The following is a 20,325-nucleotide window of genomic DNA, read 5'->3' on the forward strand; positions in this document are numbered from 1 at the left end:
CCCGTCAATTTGTTAAACGGTTTACACAAATCTTTGCCAATCCACGATGGTCATTGTTTTCTTAAACGGTTGATACAAATCGATGCTAATCCACGGTGCCCGTCAATTTGTTAAACGGTTTACACAAATCTTTGCCAATCCACGATGGTCATTGTTTTCTTAAACGGTTGATACAAATCGATGCTAATCCACGATGGTCATCATTTTGTTAAATGGTTTACACAAATCGGTGCTGATCTTTAAGCTGCGCCTTTTTCTCTGAATGTTTATGCAAATAGCTGCTTAGGTGGTAAGGAACCCAGTTTGCTTGGCTGGTGGCTCTATAATGATGCGCTAAAGCCTTTAATCCTGAACAAAAACTTATATAAAACTCGTGTTTTTGGTTGACCTAAAATCGAACGTGTAATGTTAATTTGGTTAAAAATAGTACCAATAACAGTAATTTGTCCCCAGTAAATCAAGTTTGTCCCCAGTCGAAAACCCAGTGTTTTTAAAACTGGGGACACAATAAAGTTTAGTTAAAACAAACAATTAAGTAATGTTGTCCCCAGTGTCCCCACTGTCCCCAGTAAAAATGAGGCTATCCCTTAAACTAGACTATTAATTCACACAAGTTTTCAAGTTACAACCCCCCCCCCCCTTTTGTCAGCTTGCTAAGCGGCTGTGTCCAGCCATGACTACCAGATAGGTAAGGTTTAAACGCGTAGTTATGCAGTATATTGAATAAATATACCTTTCCATTTATACAGTATAGGTACTGTATACCCCCATATACTAGGTTCTTCCCCATATCTATCGATACACGGGTAAGCGCCTCGCACGAAAACTCACCTGATAATTAGCTAGAGGGGGTTATAATAATAATTAATATCAGTAACTTAGGCAGAATAGCCTAAATAAAACCATTTTAACTAATACCCTATAGGGGGGATCAAATCTCTATAGCCTTTTGGCCTAGTACCGCCGCCCCAAGTAAATTTGTATAACTGCCAAAACTAAAAACTTTTTTTAGAATAAATATTCATTATTACAAGTTTTTCAAGTGCCTATTACCCCACTCTGTACCTCGTCAGACCTTGCCCCATATAGCCTGAACGCCTGCTTTCCTCTGCAATTCGTCCTAGAAAACTTGTATTGATTTTTAGTAAAACTTAGACCCCCTTTGTTTTTTACTGGGGACACTGGGGACACTGGGGACAAAACAAGTTAAACAACTGTTTTTATTTGGTTTTATTCTGTCCCCAGTTTTAAAAACACTGGGTTTTAGACTGGGGACAAACTCAATTTACTGGGGACAAATTGCACCATTTTAGCACTGTACGCGCTAATAACTTGAAGGTTGGGCGTGGGTTAGGCGGCTATTTTTGTGAGCTCTTCGTCATCAAATAGCTGTGTCCCGTCTATTCTGTATATATGCACACGTTTTTTACCCGAACCTGGTATTCGAGCTTTAGTTTTAAGCCGGCCTTCTTTCTGTTCACTTTCTGTCAAAACTAATGCGCCAATATCTTTTAGTAACCTTGCCACCCGCTTGTAGTCATAACCTCGGCATACTACTTGTTCAAATACAGTCGGATGCACATAATATTCAAACGCCAAAGTGTCACCGTCTAAAGTGCTTTTCTCCACCAGCCCACGTTTAAAGCCCCATTGCTCAGGTGTGCGTGGTACATGCGTATCTATTACCGTGCTTTGTTCGTCTGACAGGCTTTTAACTTCGTCCCAGCGAGTAAAGCGGCCTTCACCGTGCAACTCAAATTGCAAACGGATATGTTTAATTATTTCAATAACTTCAATATTGCCTTCCCCACCTCGGGCATTTAACCAGTGAGTAAATAAGGTATCTAGTGCTTCTAATACATGGTCTTGGTGCCAAGCTGTTATTTTTAGCTCTACAGCTAGAAGCCCCGCAGCCGCCACCAGCGCGAATTTTTTAGCGGCTCGCTTTGCCTGCCCCGATGCTTTTTCAGACAGCACAGTGACGGTAAAACCTTCAATAACATTCTCTATAAATTGCTTGGCTTTTGTTACGTCATACGCCAGCAAAGCTTCAACAAACGCAGGGAATGCGCAGCCATGGTAATGTCGTGTTTGCTCGCTTAGATACTCAGCTAATTTAGAGCCGTGATCATACCCATGTAAGTTATTTAGTGAGCCCATTTTCTTTTTTATGATTTCATCTTCGTGCAAACATGCGTGTAATTCAATTAGCCTTTGAGCCTGTCCGCCTGTTGCCTTTTTACCGATTTCCGCTAAGCGTTGCGCTAGGGTATGTTCACCACTTGATAAAAAAGCAAGGTGCCATTTTCTAATGTCGCTAGAGCCAGCCCCATAAGCTTGAGCACGTGTTTTTTCTTGTCCGTTGCCAAGCATATAAACAATGCCGCCTAATTGATTTGGGTCTGCTTCGTGTATTTCATCCAGTGTTAAAAATAAGCTGTTTCGGTCTGCGGCTAATAGCTCTAGGCCGTTGTCTGTTCCTCTAAATGTTCGGCCATACGTCTTAGGATCGCCATAAACTGAATTTCCAACATTTAACGATGTTGACTTACCCAAACTCGAATCACCGAATAAATGAAAACCCATGGTTTCGAATCCCATTAATTCCACTAATGGCGCAGCAAGGGCAAGACTGACCGAAAATATTAAAAACGGATTACCAACACAAGGTTTACTGACATACTCTCGCCATTCTTCTAAAGAACCTTTGCTACTCAGATCGGTTTTAAATGGTCGCTCGCTATAAAACATAAGGTTTGCTTTGTTGTCACCCAAAACTCGGTCGTGTAGTACAAAAGCTTTGTAGTTATCATGCCACCCGCGCGATTGAGTTAAGTTAATACGCTTAGGTGGTTTACTCGCTTCTAAATACTCTAAAACAAGCTTTTTACTGTTGCGCCTTGGTTCAAACTCAAAACCTCGGTCTAACAATTCTTTCAATATGGCTTGACCGCCATTGTCGTTAAATAGCTTATTTGGAATATTCCATTGTTTAGTTTGTTGGTCAAAATCATTAAATGCCACCAGCGTTCCCCAGTTTAAACCGTCCCCGCTTGCGTTTTTTGATAACGCCAATACATGGATAGGCTTTGATATGTAACGGTATCTATCCGCTTGTTGGTCAAACGCATACAAACCTTCTTCATCAATCTTGAAACCTTGTGGCATCCATTCGGGCTGAACACTATCAACCGTCTGTTCAAGGGCTTTTTCTTCTGGTTGGATGAATAGCCCTTGCTTTATTGCGTAGCTAATATGTTTAGCAGTAAAACCTATCTTTACCGCTTCATAAGCATCAGCTTTTTTCGGCCAATTTCCACCAGCAGCTAGCCCTTTATCAGTAGGCTTGTACTTGTTGAAAAATTCCAGGTTGACTAGATTAAATGATTTAACCTTAACTGCTTCCAATATTGGCTTGAGCTTAGCGATCACCTCTTGCCCTGCTTCGTCATTATCTGGCCAGAACACAACATGCTTACCTGCCAGTGGACTAAAATCAGTTTTACCAACTGCTTTTACTGCACCAGACCATGTACTAACTACGTGGTCATCAAATAAGGTTTTAGCAGCATCTGCGGCCTTCTCCCCCTCTACCAATACAACATTGTCACATTTACTGCTAACGGCTGGTAGGTTGTATAAAGGGCGATTTTCGGGCAATTGTTGCCAATGCCAGCGGGGTGCCTTACCACTTTTAGAACCATATGCTAACGGCCTATAGGTCTTTGTTCCGTCTGGTGAATCAAAGCGCATTACACGAATAACCAAATCACCTTTGACGTTTGTGTAGTTCCATATATTTGAGGGTTCACCATTCTTATAGTGTTTAGTCGGGCAATCTTTTGCGACGCCTGCAGGTGGCTGGACAGGAATAAAAGTTGGTAAATTTGTTTTGCTGGATTGTTTAGTTTGATTGTGGGTATTTGAACCACCAGCCGAACTAGCAATACCAAGGAATTCAGCGAGGCGTTTACATGCGGCACCTTTGCCGATGTTTTCAATGTAGGCTACTAGATCAATGAAATCTCCGCCTTTGTCATTGGTAGAAAAATCACACCAAACACCTGTATTTAAGTTAATTGAGAAACTGCCTTTCTTATTATCTGCTCGCGTTGGGTTCAGTGCTATCCATTCGTGACCTTGCCGAGTTCCATTAGGGGCAAAGTGAGCTGATACCTGTTCAGCCCTTGTTAGTGCAGTGTCATTCACTGCTTTAAAGTTTAATTTTTGCATAGGAATGCCGCCCTAATCTTAGGTTTATTTTGTACTTGATGAATTGTATTTAAGCTGCGGGTCGGTATCTAAAACCGTGAAGCAAAATGTATTCTGCTTGCCTTATATTTGACACTGAACGCTTTAAACCATAGGCAGTTAAAAACCTAAACGTGTTGTAGATTGGTTTTAATCTAGTCTTAAACTCGAATGTTAAGTTGTATTCCCTTCTAAATGTCTCAACTAAGCTTTTTAAATTGGTTATTCCAATTAAGCTGGCATCGTCTCTATCAATGAATTCGCCCCGTATTAATAAGGCTAGAAATACGGCTTTTGAGCAATTATTCATAGTATTCGCCCCCTAACAATCTAACCGTATCAACCATTTGTTCACAGGTGTAAGCTTGCAAAGTTGCCCAATCAGAAAGTAATTGAAGCACTCGAAAAGTGTCGTAGTATTTACTCATGTTAGGCAATACATGCAACAAGCTAGAATGTGCGGTTTCAATTAAATATAAAAATGCTTGGGTTGCCGAGTAGCTATTCGCTAAAGCTTCTAAGTTTAAGCTATCCGTTGGTTTTAATCCGCTAAAAAAGGTACTTAGGTTGCATCCTCGGTTGTGAAAGCAATCTCCCATAAAATAGTCAATAGATAAACTGGGTGTTTGCTGGCTAGCTTTTATTAGGTCATCAATCGATGTGATTGGGTTCTGCTTGTAAACCATATACGCTTGTTCATAGTCATTTGTTTTAACTTCAACAATTGCTACAGCGTGTGTTAGTTGCTCCAGCCCCTTTTTAATTTTATTTTTGGTGTCTAAGGGCATTTTTTCATTGATGGCAGGCGTACTTAACCCCAATTCAATTTTTTTAATACTGTCTTCTAGTAACCCCACTAAATAATCAAAAGTATTAAACGCATTATAAAGGTTTAATTTTGGTACCTTGTTAGCATCCTCAAAACCTTCAATAAACGATTTTAACGGGTGGGCAGTTGATTGTACCTCGCTTAAAAGGTTAGACTCGTTGTTAGGTCTTGTGCAGGCATTCGGCATTAGCTGGGTGTCTGTTTTTTTATTCATGTCGTCACCTATGCCGCTTGGTTAGTTTCGGTAGATGAACGTTCTAGCCACTTACTGGCGTTTTTACGGTCTGCCTGTAGCTCGGCCACAATGACCTTTATTTCATCGTTTGATTTTCCCTCGACAATAGCAGCGGCAACCGCGTCCACTTGATGCTTTAGCCAGCCCACGGCATTACCGCCTAAATTAATGGAGCCAGGCATAAGTTTGTTTTTTATTCGGTCGTATAAGGTTGAATTGGTATAGCCGAAACGGGCTAAAACTTCATTTTTTCGGATAAATTGAATGGTATCTGGTTTGGTCATTTTAAAGCGTCCTATATATAACTAATGGATTCAGTCGGATTGACGCTTTAAAGGTTAAAATTAGAATACCGCAATAGGGTATCCTTACTGCGGTTTAATTTAGTTGCTGTTCAGCCAACCATCGTTTTTTGTGCTTCCTTACGGTATTTTCACTTAAACCCGTATTTTTAATTAAGATCGTATTTGCCCCTCTTAATTGTTTCTTTAGGTCATCAATTGATGTTGCTTTATTTCGGTCTGACAAGTACCTGTTTATTGTTTTTACGACAAGCTGGTAATTAATATCCTCAATTTCTTGAGGGGTGGTAGTTGTCTCTTTGCTTAGTTTACTGGTGGTGTAAAACCTAGATAACGCATGATCCATTCTGTCCATTAGATTTCTAGCTTCCAACAAGGCAATTTTTTTATCCTTATTCCAGAGCTGCATCTTTAAATAGTTTACTTGCCGACTTTCTTCTGGGAGTAATCGGCCTGCAAATTTAAAGAGTAGTACCCACGTTTGATAAACTGACGCCAACTGAAAATAACTTAAGGCCAAATTGTGATATCTTAATGCTTCTTTTATTGATTTATTGCCTTTCTTGTTTTCAGGAAAAAAGCTTTCGAGGGGATTGACTGTTAATAAAAAAGGAATCTTTTTAGGGATTTTTAGTTCGGCATAGCCCAAATCCGCCTTGGTTTCATCTCTACTATAATCGAAAAACCGCCTGTCGATTGTCGTTAAAGTATCGTCTGTTACGCTAAACCCAGGCTTGTCAAAATACCAAAATGCACCTTTCATTATTCTATTGCTATTTATTTCGCAATAATTAGTAAAACATAATCCTTTTTCTATATAAGCTTGTTTCTTTTCTTGTATGTAGTATCGATATTCGACTTCTATTTTGTGCTTTAAAACGGCGTTATATAACTCTATGTTATATTTGCAACATTCATAAACTGAAGGGTTAATACTATCAGCACTGAATTGATAAATTTGGTAAAGGTCTTCATTTCCACCTAAATAGTTTCCCGTATCCCATATATGAAAAAAATTTATTTCTGAATTTATATATCCAGAATTTGGTTGGCAAAATTCTTCGAAACCAATCCAATCATTCTTGTATGGTCTAAGTTTTATGGCCTCAAAAGCTGCTTCAATTTCCTGATCTTTATTATCCATTTACAGCCCTTAACGCTTTTCGCTCTGTACTTTGGGTGAAATGCCCTGTTGAAGCCTTAACAATATATTCAGACCACCAAGCCATTAACACCCGCCTACGTTCTAAATAATCAGCTCTGTTGTATGCCCTTCTTACTGTGTTTTTATCCACATGAGCTAAAGCGGCCTCTATTACATCAAAATCAAAACCATGTGAGTTTAATACTGTACTAGCGATAGACCTCATACCATGTGCAACCAATCGGCCTTTAAATCCCATACGCTCTATTGCTTTATTGGCTGTCTGTGTGCTGGCTGGTTTAAAGTGGTCTCTATCTGCAGGGAATAGAAATGGGCTAGTACCTGTAATTGGTTTTAAAAATTCAACCATAGCTAAAGTTTGCTCGGTTAAAGGGATAATATGATCACGCCTTTTTTTCATTCTTTCGGCTGGAATCAGCCATATTTTTTCATCCAAATTTAATTCGTCCCAGCGAGCTCCAGCGGCCTCGCTCGGCCTAGTCATGGTATGAAGTTGCCATTCAATCAAACACCTGGTAGTTAATTTAATACGAGCAATATTTAAAGCTCGCATAAATTCAGGCAGTTCTTCAGGTGGCAAAGCGGGCATGTTCTTTTTATCAGGGTTATTAAAAGCCGCACGAATACCAGCTAAACAATTATGCTCAATTAGACCAGTGTTAACAGCAAATACCATTACCTCGTTAAGCCTTTGGCAAACTCTCTTAACCGTTTCTAGTTTGTTTCTGTTTGCTAACGGGGTTAATACATCAATTACTTTTTTCGCCTGTATAGATTTTATGGGCGTATCACCCATTTTTGAAAATACATGGTTGTCTAATGATCGCCAAATATCTTCGGCATGATGTGCAGTTACTTGGTTCTTTTTTAAATTCATCCAGCTTTCAGCGACTTTTACCAACGTGGTGCGCTTGTAGCTTTCAGTTTCTTGTTTTTGAAGTTCTTTGTGTGCTTTTGGGCAAATATCGCTAGCTAGCAATGCTCTTGCTTCCAAACGCTGTTGCCTAGCAGCCTGCAAAGATACATCTGGATATAAACCAAAACTCAAATTAGAGCGTTTGCCAGATTCAGGACTAATAAAGTTAAATAGCCAAAGCTTAGAGCCGTTCGGCTTGATTCTTAAACTTAAACCGTCACCATCAGATAGGTTGTATTCCTTATCTTTGGCTTTAGCTTTGCTTATCTCTGTATTGGTTAAAGGCTTAACTTGTTTCGGCATGATGTAACACCAGATTTAGTAACATTGGTCAGTGTTACATAGAGTGTTACTTAAAATCTTAGATTTGGCAAGATTGAATAGAACTGCTTAGGACAGCAAACCGAGCTATAACACCCGATTTTAGTAGCTTAAACGGATTATTTCGGACTACTTAAAAAGGAGAAATGGCGGTGAGGGAGGGATTTGAACCCTCGATACGCGATTAACGTATACACGAGTTCCAGTCGTGCGCTTTCAGCCGCTCAGCCACCTCACCGCAGAGCTTTTGTTAAAGCGGGCTGCATAATATGGAAATCAGCCCACTTTAGCAAGTCTTGATTAAAACAAATAACAGTTATTCGTTTTGTTTGCTTATTTAATCAGCTAACTATGCCGATTATGCGTTACCTTTTACTTTCATTTTAAGTTCGGCAGCAAAATTAAGCATTCTATCAAGTGGTACTAACGCACGCTCACGTAAACTGTCATCGACAAAAATTTCGTGCTCTGATAAGTCGTCTGCGATCAACGCATTTTCAATTGCGACTAAACCATTCATCGCCATCCAAGGGCAATGCGCACAGCTACGGCAAGTTGCACCATTGCCACCAGTTGGTGCTTCAATAAATGTTTTATGTGGTGCTAACTGCTGCATTTTATAAAAAATGCCTTTGTCAGTTGCCACGATAAACATTTCGTTTTCCATGGTTTGGCTAGCTTGAATCAATTGGCTGGTTGAGCCAACTGCATCTGCAAGTTCAATAACTGAAGCTGGTGATTCAGGGTGAACTAACACAGCAGCTTGTGGATACATAGATTTAATTTCACGCAGGTGTTTAGCTTTAAATTCGTCATGGACGATACATGCGCCATTCCACTTAAGCATTTCAGCGCCGGTTTTTTGCTCTATGTACGAACCTAAGTGTTTATCTGGCCCCCAAATAATTTTGTGGCCTTCAGCATCTAAATGCTCAACAATTTCTAAAGCAATTGACGAGGTTACCACCCAATCCGCACGCGCTTTAACCGCAGCTGAAGTATTTGCATAAACAACAACAGTATGGTCTGGATGTGCATCACAAAACTCGGTGAATTCTTTCTCTGGGCAGCCTAAGTCTAATGAGCAAGTAGCTTCTAACGTTGGCATAAATACACGTTTTTCTGGCGATAAAATTTTTGCGGTTTCACCCATAAATTTTACCCCTGCAACAATTAAGGTTTTTGCAGGATGATCACGACCAAAACGAGCCATTTCTAGTGAGTCAGAAACACAACCGCCCGTTTCTTCAGCCAGAGCTTGAATTTCAGGATCAGTATAATAATGCGCAACTAACACAGCGTCTTTTTCAGCTAAAAGCTTTTTAATGCGCTCTTTGTACTGCGCTTTTTCTTCAATAGATAAAGGAGTTGGTTTTGCAGGAAAGTTGAACTCATATCCTGCATTTAATTCAATTTGCGACATGTGACTTGATAAAATTGTATAAAAACTATCGCGAATTATACGCTATTTGCTCAAGCTTGGGTATATTGCATCTGTTTTCGCAGCGCAAATAAAATCATTTTTATGTAAGCCTTTGATCTTATGCGTCCACCAGCTGACAGTCACTCGCCCCCACTCGGTTAATAACGCTGGGTGATGGCCCATTGATTCGGCCAGCTCCCCAACCTTATTAGTAAAGGCTAATGCATTAACAAAATTATTAAACTGATAAGTTCGAGTTAACCTGTCAATACTATCCACATTAACGATTTGCCAATCGGTTAATTGTGGCAACCACTGAGCAATTTCTTCAGTTGTTGCCAAAGGGGCGCCTACACGACACGCTTCGCAGCTTTGTTCGGTTAAATTGGCCATGATCATTCCTTATGTAAATATTAAACAAGCGGTTTGGGTATTTAATTATAGCTTATTAATTTCCCTTTCTACCCTGTAGCGCTCGCTTGTAGCATATTTTTCTAACCGGCGAACCCTTTGCTCCAAACGGTCAAAAACATCCCCCAAATGAGCGAGTACCTGTTTTGGCGGTTGTCCGGCCTGCCAAACATTTTGTTTAATATCAAAATGGTAGTTGTCGCGTGTACTAGTATCGTACACGCGTCCAGACTTTACCTTGTCATTTCTCTCTAATATTAACCAAGCAGCAATATAGACAAACAATATAAAGCTAAATGAAAAAATTAATGCGCCAAAGGTAATTAATCTGACAACCCAAGTTTCTAACGAAAAATACTTTGCGATACCCGCGCATACACCGGCGATTCGACCATTAGCAACATCGCGAGTTAACTTTCTATCTTCCGATTTCATTATTTTTGCCTCCAATTTGGTGACTCAACATCTAAGATTTTTTCTAAAACTTCAATCCTATCGGCCATGCGCTCAGCAGTTCGAGACAACTCTATCAACTGAGTTTGTTCGCGTTCGGTCAGTCCTTGGTTCATTTGTTTCTTGCTGCGGTAACTTAAAATTAGCCAAATTGGCGCAACAAATATCATGAATAAAATGATAGGGGTTACCAGCAACGCGACAATTTCTTTCATGACAAAAATTCCTTACTCTTGATCTTGTTTAGATTTCACTTTTGCTTTTAATTGCGCTAATTCATCGTCTAAAGCTTCTTGTGCAACTAAGTCATCGAATTCAGCTTTAAGATTTTTGCCAGCCAAATCGTAACTATCGGCTTCAGCTTCAATGTCACCTATTTTGCGTTCATAAGCGTCAAATCTGTCTAACGAGTTGCGCACCTTTTCAGCATCCAGTTGACGTTTAACACTAACACGTGCACTAACAGTTTCGTGTTTCATAATTAATGCTTTTTGACGTGCTTTAGCGTCGGTTAACTTATCTTGCAGTTGCTGTATTTCAGACTGTAATTTATTTAACTGCTCATCCAACAATGCAACTTCTGAAGCCATTAGCGCTTCTTGATCTGAGATACGCTTTTTCTCTAACAATGCGGCACGAGCCAGATCTTCTCTATCTTTGCTAATGGCTAACTCAGCTTTTTCTTGCCATTCTTGTTGTTGCAACTGCAAACGTTGTAAACGGCGGGCTAAATCTTTTTTATCCGCTAAAACCTTTGCTGAGTTAGAACGTACCTCAACTAAAGTATCTTCCATTTCTTGAATGATTAAACGAACCATTTTGGCAGGATCTTCAGCTTTATCTAACAAAGCATTGATATTTGAATTAACAATATCGGCAAATCTTGAAAAAATACCCATAAATAACCTCTCTAATTTCGGTTGTATCCGATAATACATTGTAAAATATTCAATTCCCTTTCCGATTCCCCTACCTAAACCTCAATTCCCTCAAGATTTGAGTTTATATAAACAAACATCATGCCAAAACATCAAGCCATTGATCTATATTAACTTTATTTAATTCTAGTAATTTCACTACTTTAGGAACATAATCAATTACACCAAAAGTTGAGGAAATAGACCAACACTATGGCAAAAGTTCAACAAAACCTGATTGGCCAGTCAAATGCCTTTTTAGCCATGATTGAGCAAATATCCCAACTCGCGCCATTAAACAAACCTGTATTGGTTATCGGTGAACGTGGTACAGGTAAAGAGCTAGTGGCTGAGCGCTTGCACTATTTGTCATCACGTTGGGACGGCGAGTTTTTAAAACTCAATTGTGCTGCGATAAACGAAAATTTATTAGAAAGTGAGTTATTTGGCCACGAATCAGGGGCTTTTACCGGCGCAAACAAAAAACATGCAGGCCGTTTTGAACGCGCTCATGGTGGTAGTTTATTTTTAGACGAGTTAGCTAATTCTTCACTTATGGTGCAAGAAAAACTCTTGAGAGTGATTGAATACGGTGAATTTGAACGCGTTGGTGGTAGCCAAACCAATAAAACCGACGTTAGGTTAATTGCCGCAACCAATGAAGATTTACCCAGTTTAGCCGAACAAGGTAAATTCAGAGCTGATTTGTTAGACCGCTTAGCTTTTGATGTAATTACTATTCCACCACTAAGAGAGCGCAAAGAAGATATTTTACTCTTGGCTGAACATTTTGCCGTAAATATGGCACAAGAGCTTAGTCACTCACATTTTCCCGGTTTTAGCAAAGCAGCGCGCATCGCTTTGTTGGATTATCCGTGGCCAGGAAATATTCGGGAATTAAAAAATGTGGTTGAGCGCAGTGTTTACCGCAACGACTCTTTTGATAAAACACTCGACCATATTGTTTTTGATCCGTTTAAATCGCCCTATCGCCCACTGACACAGCCAGCAGCCAACGCGAAATTACCTGCAAGTGTGCAAGCGAGTGTAAATTTTCCAGTTAACTTTAAAGACAAAACTGCAGAATATGAAATTAATCTGATAAAATCGGCATTACAAGAAGCGCGATTTAATCAAAGAAAAGCCGCAGATTTATTAGAAGTCAGTTATCACCAATTGCGCGGTTATTTAAAAAAATATCAATTACTGGAAACACTTCGAAATGATGAATAACTTAACCAAACTTTGGTTAATCTCTAGTGTTTTAACAATGTTTTGTAGCGGGTGCGAACAAATACAGGATGATAGACTGAAAAATGGTCTTATCTATTGCTCTGAAGGTAACCCCGAAAACTTTAATCCACAAACCACTACGTCACGTATTACCTTAGACGCCAGCGTTCATCAAATTTACGACCGTTTAATTGAAAAAAGTGTTTCGTCTGATCAATTGGCCCCAGCTCTCGCTGAATCTTGGCAAGTGAGTGATGACGGAAAAACCATTGATATTTTTTTACGCCAAGGGGTTAAATTTCATCAAACCCGCTACTTTATCCCGAGTCGAGAATTAAACGCGGATGATGTTTTGTTTACGTTTAACCGCTGGCGTTTAAATACACATCCATTTTTTGCCAGTGCCGACAGCTATCCACATATGCAAAGTTATCAGCTTGAATTGCTGATTGATGATATCGAAAAAGTTTCGTCGCATCATGTTCGCTTTAAGCTAAACCAAGCCAATACAGATTTTTTGTCACAACTTGCCACAGATTATATGATTATTTTGTCGGCTGAATACGCCGCCAAACTCGATTTACAAGATGCAAACAACCTACTAGATAACTACCCTATTGGCACAGGCCCCTTTTATTTCGAAGACTTTGTTAAAGATGAATACATTCGCTACAAAGCTCATCCTGACTATTGGCAAGGTAAAGCCAAGATTGACCACTTGGTTTACGATATCACCCCACAAAGTTCTAACCGCTTAGCAAAACTCATTACCGGCGAGTGTGATGTGGTCGCTCATCCAGTAGCAAGTGAGATGGAGGTATTACAAGACAGGCCGGGTATTACCTTGCAGTCAAAAAGTGCTGATAACATTGCATTTTGGGCATTTAATACCTTAAAACCACCATTTAACAAAAGTGAAGTTAGGCGTGCGTTAGCCAAAGCATTAGACCGTCAAACCATTTATAAAACCATTTATTATGGTATGGCTTTTCCAGCTAACTCTTTATTGCCACCAAGCTCGTGGGCTTATAATTCGAATATCCCAGCAATTAACTACAACCCAGAACAAGCCAAAAGAGAATTAAGAGCAGCTGGTATAGCTGAAGGCTTTAAAATGCAAATTTGGAGCGCACAAATTGAGCGTGAATATAATCCTAATTCTTTAAAAATGGCCGAGTTAATTAAAGCCAACTTAGCCGAAGTTGGTATAGCAGTTGAAATTGTTGAGTTTGAATGGAGTACATTGCGCAAAAAACTGATGGATTATGCGCATGATTCTGTGCTTATTGGCTGGACACCTGATATGGCCACACCAGACAATTATTTGATCCCGACCTTGAGCTGCGCTGCTGCCGTTATTGGCAGCAACAGAGCTGCTTGGTGTAACCCTTATTTTGATAATTTATTGGCAAACGCAGCCGCGGCAACTGATTATAGCCGCCGCAAAGATAATTTAATGCAAGCACAAAGTTTGTTATCACAAGAAATGCCAGTTGTACCGATTGCTCATTCTCTCAGCTTTTTGGCTAAACAAGACAATGTCGTCAATGTAAAATTTCAACCGTATTCAGCTATATCGTTTAAACATGCGGAGAAGTTTTAATGTTTATTTATTTAGTTAAACGCCTCAACTTGTTAATAACGACATTATTTTTATTGAGCTTGCTGTCTTTTTCTTTGGGTCACTTATTCCCTGGCGATCCTGTTATAAACTTTACCGGACAACAAAGTTTAACTTACGAAGAGTATGCCGACATCCGCCAAGTTCTTGCGTTAGACGACTCTTATTTTATGCAATATCTAGCCTATCTCGACCGCGTATTCTCTGGTGACTTTGGTTTGTCATTTACTTCGCAAAGTGAAGTCATTAGAGACTTTGTCCGAATTTTTCCAGCGTCGGCCGAGCTGAGTTTTTACGCTTTGGTCGTTACTATGTTAGTGGGTTTACCTTTAGGCCTTTGGGCTGGTGTTAAACGCAATTCATTGATTGATAAAATAATCTTCTCAGCTTCAGCTATAGCTAACTCAATCCCAATTTTCTGGTTGGGTTTACTGTTTATTTTGGTCTTTTCACTCAACCTTGCTTGGTTACCCATTTCTGGCCGACTCAACTTGCTTTATGATATTCCATATATTAGTGGCGTATTATTGATAGACATTGCATTAAGCGACTTCGATAACAAGTGGCCTATCTATCAAGATGCGCTGCGACATTTGATTTTACCAACCGTCACACTCGCAACACTACCGACAACCTTATTAATTGGCATGATGCGTACCAACGTAATTAGCGTTATGGATAGCCAATACATCAAAGCTGCACGTACCAAAGGCATCAGTTTATATCAAATTGTCCGACGTCATGTATTGCGTAATGCGCTGTTACCTATTATTCCGCAGTTTGGTTTGTTGTTTAATACCTTGATGACAAGCACTATGATAACTGAGATTATTTTCTCATGGCCGGGCATTGGCCATTGGTTATTGGAAGCAATTTATCAACGAGATTATCCTGTTATTCAGGCATCTTTGTTATTGGTTTCGTCATTTATGATTTTAATCAACGTGTTGGCAGATATCATTCATACCTTGGTCAATCCTTTGGTAAGGAAAGAATTAAATGGCTAGTCATGATATTTACAATGAAGTGGCACACCCAGGTCCATATATGTTGGCTTGGGGTAAATTTAAATCCGATCATGTGTCTTGGATTAGTTTTTGTATCGTATTGTTTTTTGTCGCCTTGGCCATTCTAGCACCTATTATCACGCCATATGCCCCATTAGAACAACATTCTCAAGATGTATTATTGCCACCGTCTTGGAGTAGTGCCGGTGATGTCAGATTTATTTTAGGCACAGATGATTTAGGTCGAGATGTCTTCTCTAGGCTAGTATACGGTTGCCAAATTACCTTTGGCCTTAGTTTATTAACCGCGCTAGCTGCAATGTTAGTGGGCACTGCACTAGGTGCTTTAGCTGGTATGAGCAAAGGCGTAAGAGCAAGTATATTCAATCATTTACTCGACACCATTCTGTCGATTCCATCTTTACTGTTAGCCATAGTGATTGTTGCTGTATTGGGGCCAGGATTACCCAATACCATTTGGGCAATATTTTTGGTGTTAATTCCTTTATTTGTGCACCGCACCCGCCAAGCAATTCAAGCAGAACTTAAAAAAGAATATGTTACAGCGGCGCGATTAGATGGGGCGAATAATTGGCAAATCTTATTTCGTTCAATTTTCCCAAATATAGTCGAAAGTATTATTTTGCAGTATACATTCGCGGTATCGGCAGCTATGTTAGATATAGCAGCGCTCGGTTTTTTGGGTCTAGGTGCACAGCAAGGTTCACCAGAATGGGGCGCTATGTTAGTTGCCAGTATTGACTTAATTTACCGAGCTTCGTGGTTAACTATGTTGCCGGGGATTACCATGTTTTTATGTTTGTTGTCGGTTAACGCAGTTGGGCATGGTTTGCGCAACGCGTTAAAACAACGGAGCGAATAATGCTATTAGATGTTAGAAACCTAACCGTGTCGTTAAAATCAGACAACGTCAAGGTGAACGCTATTGATAAAATGAGTTTATCTATGCGTGATGGCACTATTCATGGGTTAGTTGGTGAATCTGGCTCTGGTAAGTCGTTATTTGCGCGTGCATTAACCGCAACCTTATCAGACAAATGGGAAGTCAAAGCTGATCGTATGTTTTGGCGTGGGCAAGATTTGCTGAAATTGTCTACTGAACAACGTGATCAGATAATCCATAAAGATATAGCAATGATTTTCCAAGAGCCTGGGCATTGTTTAGATCCGACCGCAACCATAGGTGAACAATTAAGCGAAGTTGTACCTGCCAGCGAATGCAAAGGTTCATTTTGGCAAAGACGCAGACTACGGATTGAATATATTCATCAACTGCTCAAACGAGTTGGGATCAAACGATATCAACAATGTTTTGATAGCTATCCACACGAATTGTCAGAAGGTTTATGCCAAAAAGTCATGATCGCCATGGCCATTTCACGCAACCCCAAATTGCTGGTTGCAGATGAACCAACAGATGCGATGGAAAGCACAACCAAAATTCAAATACTGCGTTTATTGCACAAATTGAATGAAAGCAAAGACATGTCTGTGTTATTAATCACCCATGATTTAGATGCTGTTACCCAGTTTGCTGACGACATAACTATTTTGTACAGTGGTCAGAGTGTTGAATCTGCAGCAACTAAAGATTTAATTCGTCGACCTTTTCATCCATACACTGAGGTGTTGTTTAATACTGTGCCTAGATTAGGGGGCAACTTAACCCCTAAATCCCGTTTACAAGCACTACCCGGCTCAACACCACCTTTGCAGCATTTACCTATTGGCTGTCGACTAGGGCCACGCTGCTTACGCGCGCAAAAAGAGTGTGTGGTGACCCCCAAAAGCATAAAACTTAAAGGCCATGTGTTTAGTTGCCATTACCCGATAAATATTGAGTAGAGCATGTCAGTTTTATTAGAAGTAAACGATTTATCCAAAACCTACCACAAACGGATTTTGCCATGGAAATCAACCACAGTGACAGCTCTAGAAAAAGTGAGCTTTTCGCTGAATGCCTACGAAACCCTGGCAATTATTGGTGAAACTGGCTCGGGAAAATCCACATTAGCTAAATTACTGACTGGGGTTGAAAGCCCAACATCTGGAGAAATAATCTTAAATGGTAAAGTGCTCCAAGACGGTGATAATACCACCCGCTGTCAGCACATACGCATGATTTATCAAGATCCAGCTACATCACTTAATCCGAGTATTTCGATTGGCCAGATATTAGAAGAGCCGTTGAAACTCAACACTCAGTTAAACGCAACTGAGCGCCAAGAAAAAATCAAAAAAACCCTCAGCCGAGTCGGTCTATTATCTGACTATATTTGGCACTACCCGCATATGCTTTCTAGTGGGCAAAAACAACGTATTGCACTTGCTCGAGCGCTGATCCTTGATCCACAAATAATAGTCGCGGACAAACCTTTTGCCGCTATGGACCCATCAACCCGTATTCAAATGGTTAACTTGTTTTTAGACCTACAACAAACTTTTGGTATCTCTTACGTTTTTGTTTCACACAACCTAAACATGGTCAGGCACATCAGTGACAAGGTATTTGTCATGAACGAAGGTAAGGTGGTTGAACGGGGTAACACAGCTGATGTGTTAGCAAATCCACGCCATGTAGTGACCAAGAAATTACTCTACTCGCAACAAATGTTATTGAGTAAAAACGGCTAAGCAACTCAGCTATAACTTAAAGAAAAGAAAAAAGGCAGCCAGGCTGCCTTTTTGCATATTATTTAGATATTAACGCAGCGGTTTATTAATTGGCTGCTTGGTAGGTAACAATTTCCGCATTTTCACGTAAGCCAGTGATAAATGCTTGATAATTGTAGTCAGTTAAAGCTGACTCTAAACGCTGTGCTGTTGCTTGGTCTACTTCTTCCACCTCAGCTTGCGTCACAGCTGTTACTTTAACCACAGCAAATGAAGTTGGGTTCACTTCAACCCATGCTGCTGACACTTGCTCTTCATCTGCTTTTTTCATTTCAAACGCTTTGCGAACAATTGCACCAGAAACTTCTGAGCCAAAACGCGCTACATCTTGTTTTGCAGTAAAGCTTAAAGATTTTTCACTTAATAAAGTCTCTACCGTTTCATTTGCAGCTAGCTTAGCCGTTAGCTCTTCAACCCATTGCTGAGCAACAGAGTGCGCTAGTTTTTGCGATACTGCTTGTTTAACTTGCGCTTCAACTTCTTCTAGCGGCTGAGTTCTCGCTGCTTCATACTGATTTACACGCAATACGACTAAGTGATCACCCGAAACTTCGACTAAAGCACTGTTATATCCAGCATTTAACACATCATCTTCTTTCGCAGCAGTTATCAACTTAGCTTCTGTAAATGGAAATACTCCAGCATTCACTGATTTTAAGCCGGTTTGTTTTACGCTTAAGCCAGTTGCTGTCGCCGCTTCTTGTAAACTCGTTGGTACTTCAAATGCAGTATCAGCTAACAACTGTTGTTTCTCTAAGAAAATGTCACGTGCTTTGTCTTCTTGCAACTGACTGATGATATCGGCTTTAACTTCTTCAAGTGGACGCACAGTTTCTGCTTCAATGTCAGTTAACTTAATAATGTGAAAACCAAAGCTTGATTCAACAACGTCTGATACATCGCCAATGTTTGTTAACGCAAAAGTCGCTTGTTCAAATGCAGGGTCCATTACACCGGCACCAAAAAAGTCTAAATCACCACCATTTTCACCAGAGAATGTATCTGCTGAATGTTCTTTAGCTAACTCAGCAAAATCTGCACCAGCGTTTATTTGAGCTAATAAATCTTCAGCTTTTGCTTGCGCATCATCAGTTGAGCCATCAATTAAAATATGTGATGCACGACGACGCTCAGCTTTAACATATTGCGCTTGGCTTGCTTGATAATGTTGGTTGATTTCGTCTTCTGACACTTCAATACCTTTAGCCACATCAGCTAATTTAAGCTCTACGTAAGCTATATCAAATTGCTCTTGCGTTTCGTATTGCTCAATATTGCTTTCGTAGTGGCTACGAATATCTTCTTCGGTTGGATTAACAGCGTCGTTAAACAAAGCAACTGGCACTTCAACGTACTCAATATCACGTTTTTGTAACTGTAGCTGCTGGAAATACTTAACTTCATCTTCCAATACAAAATCTGTTTGGGTTAACGCAGTTACCACAGCACGACGTGTCATATCTTGACGCAACATTTCGCGAAACTTGGCCGGTGTATAACCAGCACGAGTTAATAATTGTAGATATCTGTCGTTGTTAAACTTGCCCTCTACTTGAAACTCAGGCATATCAAAAATGGCTTTTTTGATTTCTTCGTCGCTAGTACGTACAGATAAACGATTAGCAAGATCGTTTACCAGTTGTTCTGAGATCAAGCGCTCTAAAATACCTTGTTTAAAATTGGCCAAATATGCGGGATCAGACGCGATCTGCGAAAACATTTCACCAAATTGTGATTCCATTCGAGCTCGCTCATTTTCGTAGGCACGCTCTAATTGACTTACATTAATTGCAAGACCATTTACTTCAGCAGCTTTCGGCTCACTACCAGAATTGATGTATGAACCAACACCGGCTAAAGCAAAACTAAATATCACCAGACCTAATATGATCTTGGCAACGGGTCCTTGGCTACCTTCACGGATTTTTTCTAACATGCTGGATCTCTTTTTAAGTTAAGTACTAACTGTTTCAAGAACTTAATATGAGTGGACAAATAATAGTTATGATTTGTTAATTCTTATAAACAAAGAAGGCTTCGATACGCTCGAAGCCTGTCTATTTCTCGACCTACTAATCAGATCAATTTTTTATTGATTTACTGCATCTTTTAATGCTTTACCCGGCTTGAATGCTGGAATTTTAGCAGCTGCAATCTCAATGGTTTCACCTGATTGAGGGTTGCGGCCAGTGCGAGCTGCACGCTCACGTACAGAAAAAGTACCAAAGCCAACTAGAGCTACTTGGTCGCCTTCTTGTAAAGCACCAGAAACTGCATCAATAAAAGAATCTAATGCACGGCCAGCAGAAGCTTTAGAAATGTCAGCGCCTGCTGCGATTTTGTCGATAAGTTGAGACTTGTTCAAGATTTCATCCCCTTAGATTGTTATTATACCGCCACTTCAGCAAGCTTGTGCCCTACTGCGGCTCAAATTAGTTTCAAAGTTATAGCAGGCTTAGACTTTCGAATCAAGTATGTAAACCTAACTTTACCACTTTTTTAATAAATTGCTGCAGCCCCCGAATTACAAGGGCTGCAAAACAGTGT

18 protein-coding genes and 1 tRNA gene are annotated in these 20,325 nt (G+C 40.0%); 6 read left to right on the plus strand and 13 right to left on the minus strand.

All coding sequences use genetic code 11. From position 1 onward, the window contains the following. Positions 1-1,350: 1,350 nt before the first annotated feature. The 11 genes from WSC_RS0108535 to pspA all read right to left on the minus strand — a co-directional run bounded on the left by WSC_RS0108535 (position 1,351) and on the right by pspA (position 11,205). Positions 1,351-4,233 (minus strand): DUF927 domain-containing protein, encoded by a 2,883-nt coding sequence (locus tag WSC_RS0108535; protein ID WP_016955508.1) that lies wholly within the window; start codon positions 4,231-4,233, stop codon positions 1,351-1,353. Between the two features lie 320 nt (positions 4,234-4,553). After that, positions 4,554-5,294 carry a hypothetical protein gene (locus WSC_RS0108545; RefSeq protein ID WP_016955510.1) on the minus strand — a complete coding sequence of 247 codons (741 nt, stop codon included), beginning with the start codon at positions 5,292-5,294 and terminating at the stop codon, positions 4,554-4,556. A gap of 8 nt (positions 5,295-5,302) precedes the next feature. Next, a complete protein-coding gene (locus WSC_RS22280; RefSeq protein ID WP_016955511.1) occupies positions 5,303-5,599 on the minus strand; it encodes a helix-turn-helix transcriptional regulator in 297 nt (98 codons plus the stop codon). Between the two features lie 94 nt (positions 5,600-5,693). Beyond that, complete coding sequence (locus WSC_RS0108555; RefSeq protein WP_016955512.1) at positions 5,694-6,761, minus strand: hypothetical protein; 1,068 nt, start codon at positions 6,759-6,761, stop codon at positions 5,694-5,696. Continuing rightward, positions 6,754-8,001 (minus strand): integrase domain-containing protein, encoded by a 1,248-nt coding sequence (locus WSC_RS0108560; RefSeq protein ID WP_016955513.1) that lies wholly within the window; start codon positions 7,999-8,001, stop codon positions 6,754-6,756. Before WSC_RS0108560 ends, WSC_RS0108555 begins: the two co-directional genes overlap by 8 nt. A gap of 165 nt (positions 8,002-8,166) precedes the next feature. Beyond that, positions 8,167-8,257: transfer RNA gene (locus WSC_RS0108565), tRNA-Ser, on the minus strand. Between the two features lie 120 nt (positions 8,258-8,377). Continuing rightward, a complete protein-coding gene (gene nadA, locus WSC_RS0108570; RefSeq protein WP_016955514.1) occupies positions 8,378-9,442 on the minus strand; it encodes a quinolinate synthase NadA in 1,065 nt (354 codons plus the stop codon). Between the two features lie 42 nt (positions 9,443-9,484). Then, a complete protein-coding gene (locus WSC_RS0108575; protein WP_016955515.1) occupies positions 9,485-9,835 on the minus strand; it encodes a 4a-hydroxytetrahydrobiopterin dehydratase in 351 nt (116 codons plus the stop codon). Positions 9,836-9,880: 45 nt separating this feature from the next. Continuing rightward, positions 9,881-10,288 carry an envelope stress response membrane protein PspC gene (gene pspC / locus WSC_RS0108580; protein WP_016955516.1) on the minus strand — a complete coding sequence of 136 codons (408 nt, stop codon included), beginning with the start codon at positions 10,286-10,288 and terminating at the stop codon, positions 9,881-9,883. Continuing rightward, complete coding sequence (pspB, locus tag WSC_RS0108585) at positions 10,288-10,521, minus strand: envelope stress response membrane protein PspB (RefSeq protein WP_016955517.1); 234 nt, start codon at positions 10,519-10,521, stop codon at positions 10,288-10,290. The genes pspC and pspB overlap by 1 nt, the downstream gene beginning before the upstream one ends. Before the next feature lie 12 nt (positions 10,522-10,533). Continuing rightward, the gene (gene pspA, locus WSC_RS0108590; RefSeq protein ID WP_016955518.1) at positions 10,534-11,205 is read right to left on the minus strand and encodes a phage shock protein PspA; all 672 of its coding nucleotides are present in this window, start codon (positions 11,203-11,205) and stop codon (positions 10,534-10,536) included. A 231-nt stretch (positions 11,206-11,436) separates the two neighbouring features. Between pspA and pspF the strand changes: the two genes are divergently transcribed. From pspF to WSC_RS0108620, 6 genes are read left to right on the plus strand one after another with little or no spacing between them, the layout of a single operon-like run. Then, the gene (gene pspF, locus WSC_RS0108595; RefSeq protein WP_016955519.1) at positions 11,437-12,456 is read left to right on the plus strand and encodes a phage shock protein operon transcriptional activator; all 1,020 of its coding nucleotides are present in this window, start codon (positions 11,437-11,439) and stop codon (positions 12,454-12,456) included. Then, positions 12,446-14,059, plus strand: coding sequence for an ABC transporter substrate-binding protein (locus WSC_RS0108600; protein ID WP_026016748.1), 1,614 nt, complete (start codon positions 12,446-12,448; stop codon positions 14,057-14,059). The genes pspF and WSC_RS0108600 overlap by 11 nt, the downstream gene beginning before the upstream one ends. Next, entirely contained in the window at positions 14,059-15,084 is a 1,026-nt protein-coding gene (locus WSC_RS0108605) for an ABC transporter permease (protein ID WP_016955521.1), read from the plus strand. The genes WSC_RS0108600 and WSC_RS0108605 overlap by 1 nt, the downstream gene beginning before the upstream one ends. Beyond that, positions 15,077-15,967, plus strand: a complete 891-nt coding sequence (locus WSC_RS0108610; protein ID WP_016955522.1) for an ABC transporter permease subunit — start codon at positions 15,077-15,079, stop codon at positions 15,965-15,967. Before WSC_RS0108605 ends, WSC_RS0108610 begins: the two co-directional genes overlap by 8 nt. Continuing rightward, positions 15,967-16,950, plus strand: coding sequence for an oligopeptide/dipeptide ABC transporter ATP-binding protein (locus tag WSC_RS0108615; protein ID WP_016955523.1), 984 nt, complete (start codon positions 15,967-15,969; stop codon positions 16,948-16,950). Before WSC_RS0108610 ends, WSC_RS0108615 begins: the two co-directional genes overlap by 1 nt. Positions 16,951-16,953: 3 nt before the next feature. Beyond that, a complete protein-coding gene (locus WSC_RS0108620) occupies positions 16,954-17,739 on the plus strand; it encodes a peptide ABC transporter ATP-binding protein (protein WP_016955524.1) in 786 nt (261 codons plus the stop codon). Positions 17,740-17,824: 85 nt separating this feature from the next. Here the strand turns inward: WSC_RS0108620 and WSC_RS0108625 are convergent, their stop codons facing one another. Both WSC_RS0108625 and hupB read right to left on the minus strand, forming a co-directional pair. Then, positions 17,825-19,714: a SurA N-terminal domain-containing protein gene (locus WSC_RS0108625; RefSeq protein WP_016955525.1), complete on the minus strand. Its 1,890-nt coding sequence runs from the start codon at positions 19,712-19,714 to the stop codon at positions 17,825-17,827. Positions 19,715-19,867: 153 nt separating this feature from the next. Beyond that, positions 19,868-20,143, minus strand: a complete 276-nt coding sequence (hupB, locus tag WSC_RS0108630; protein WP_016955526.1) for a nucleoid-associated protein HU-beta — start codon at positions 20,141-20,143, stop codon at positions 19,868-19,870. Positions 20,144-20,325 lie beyond the last annotated feature (182 nt).

This window comes from Catenovulum agarivorans YM01 (assembly GCF_000281085.1).
Taxonomy (GTDB): domain Bacteria; phylum Pseudomonadota; class Gammaproteobacteria; order Enterobacterales; family Alteromonadaceae; genus Catenovulum; species Catenovulum agarivorans.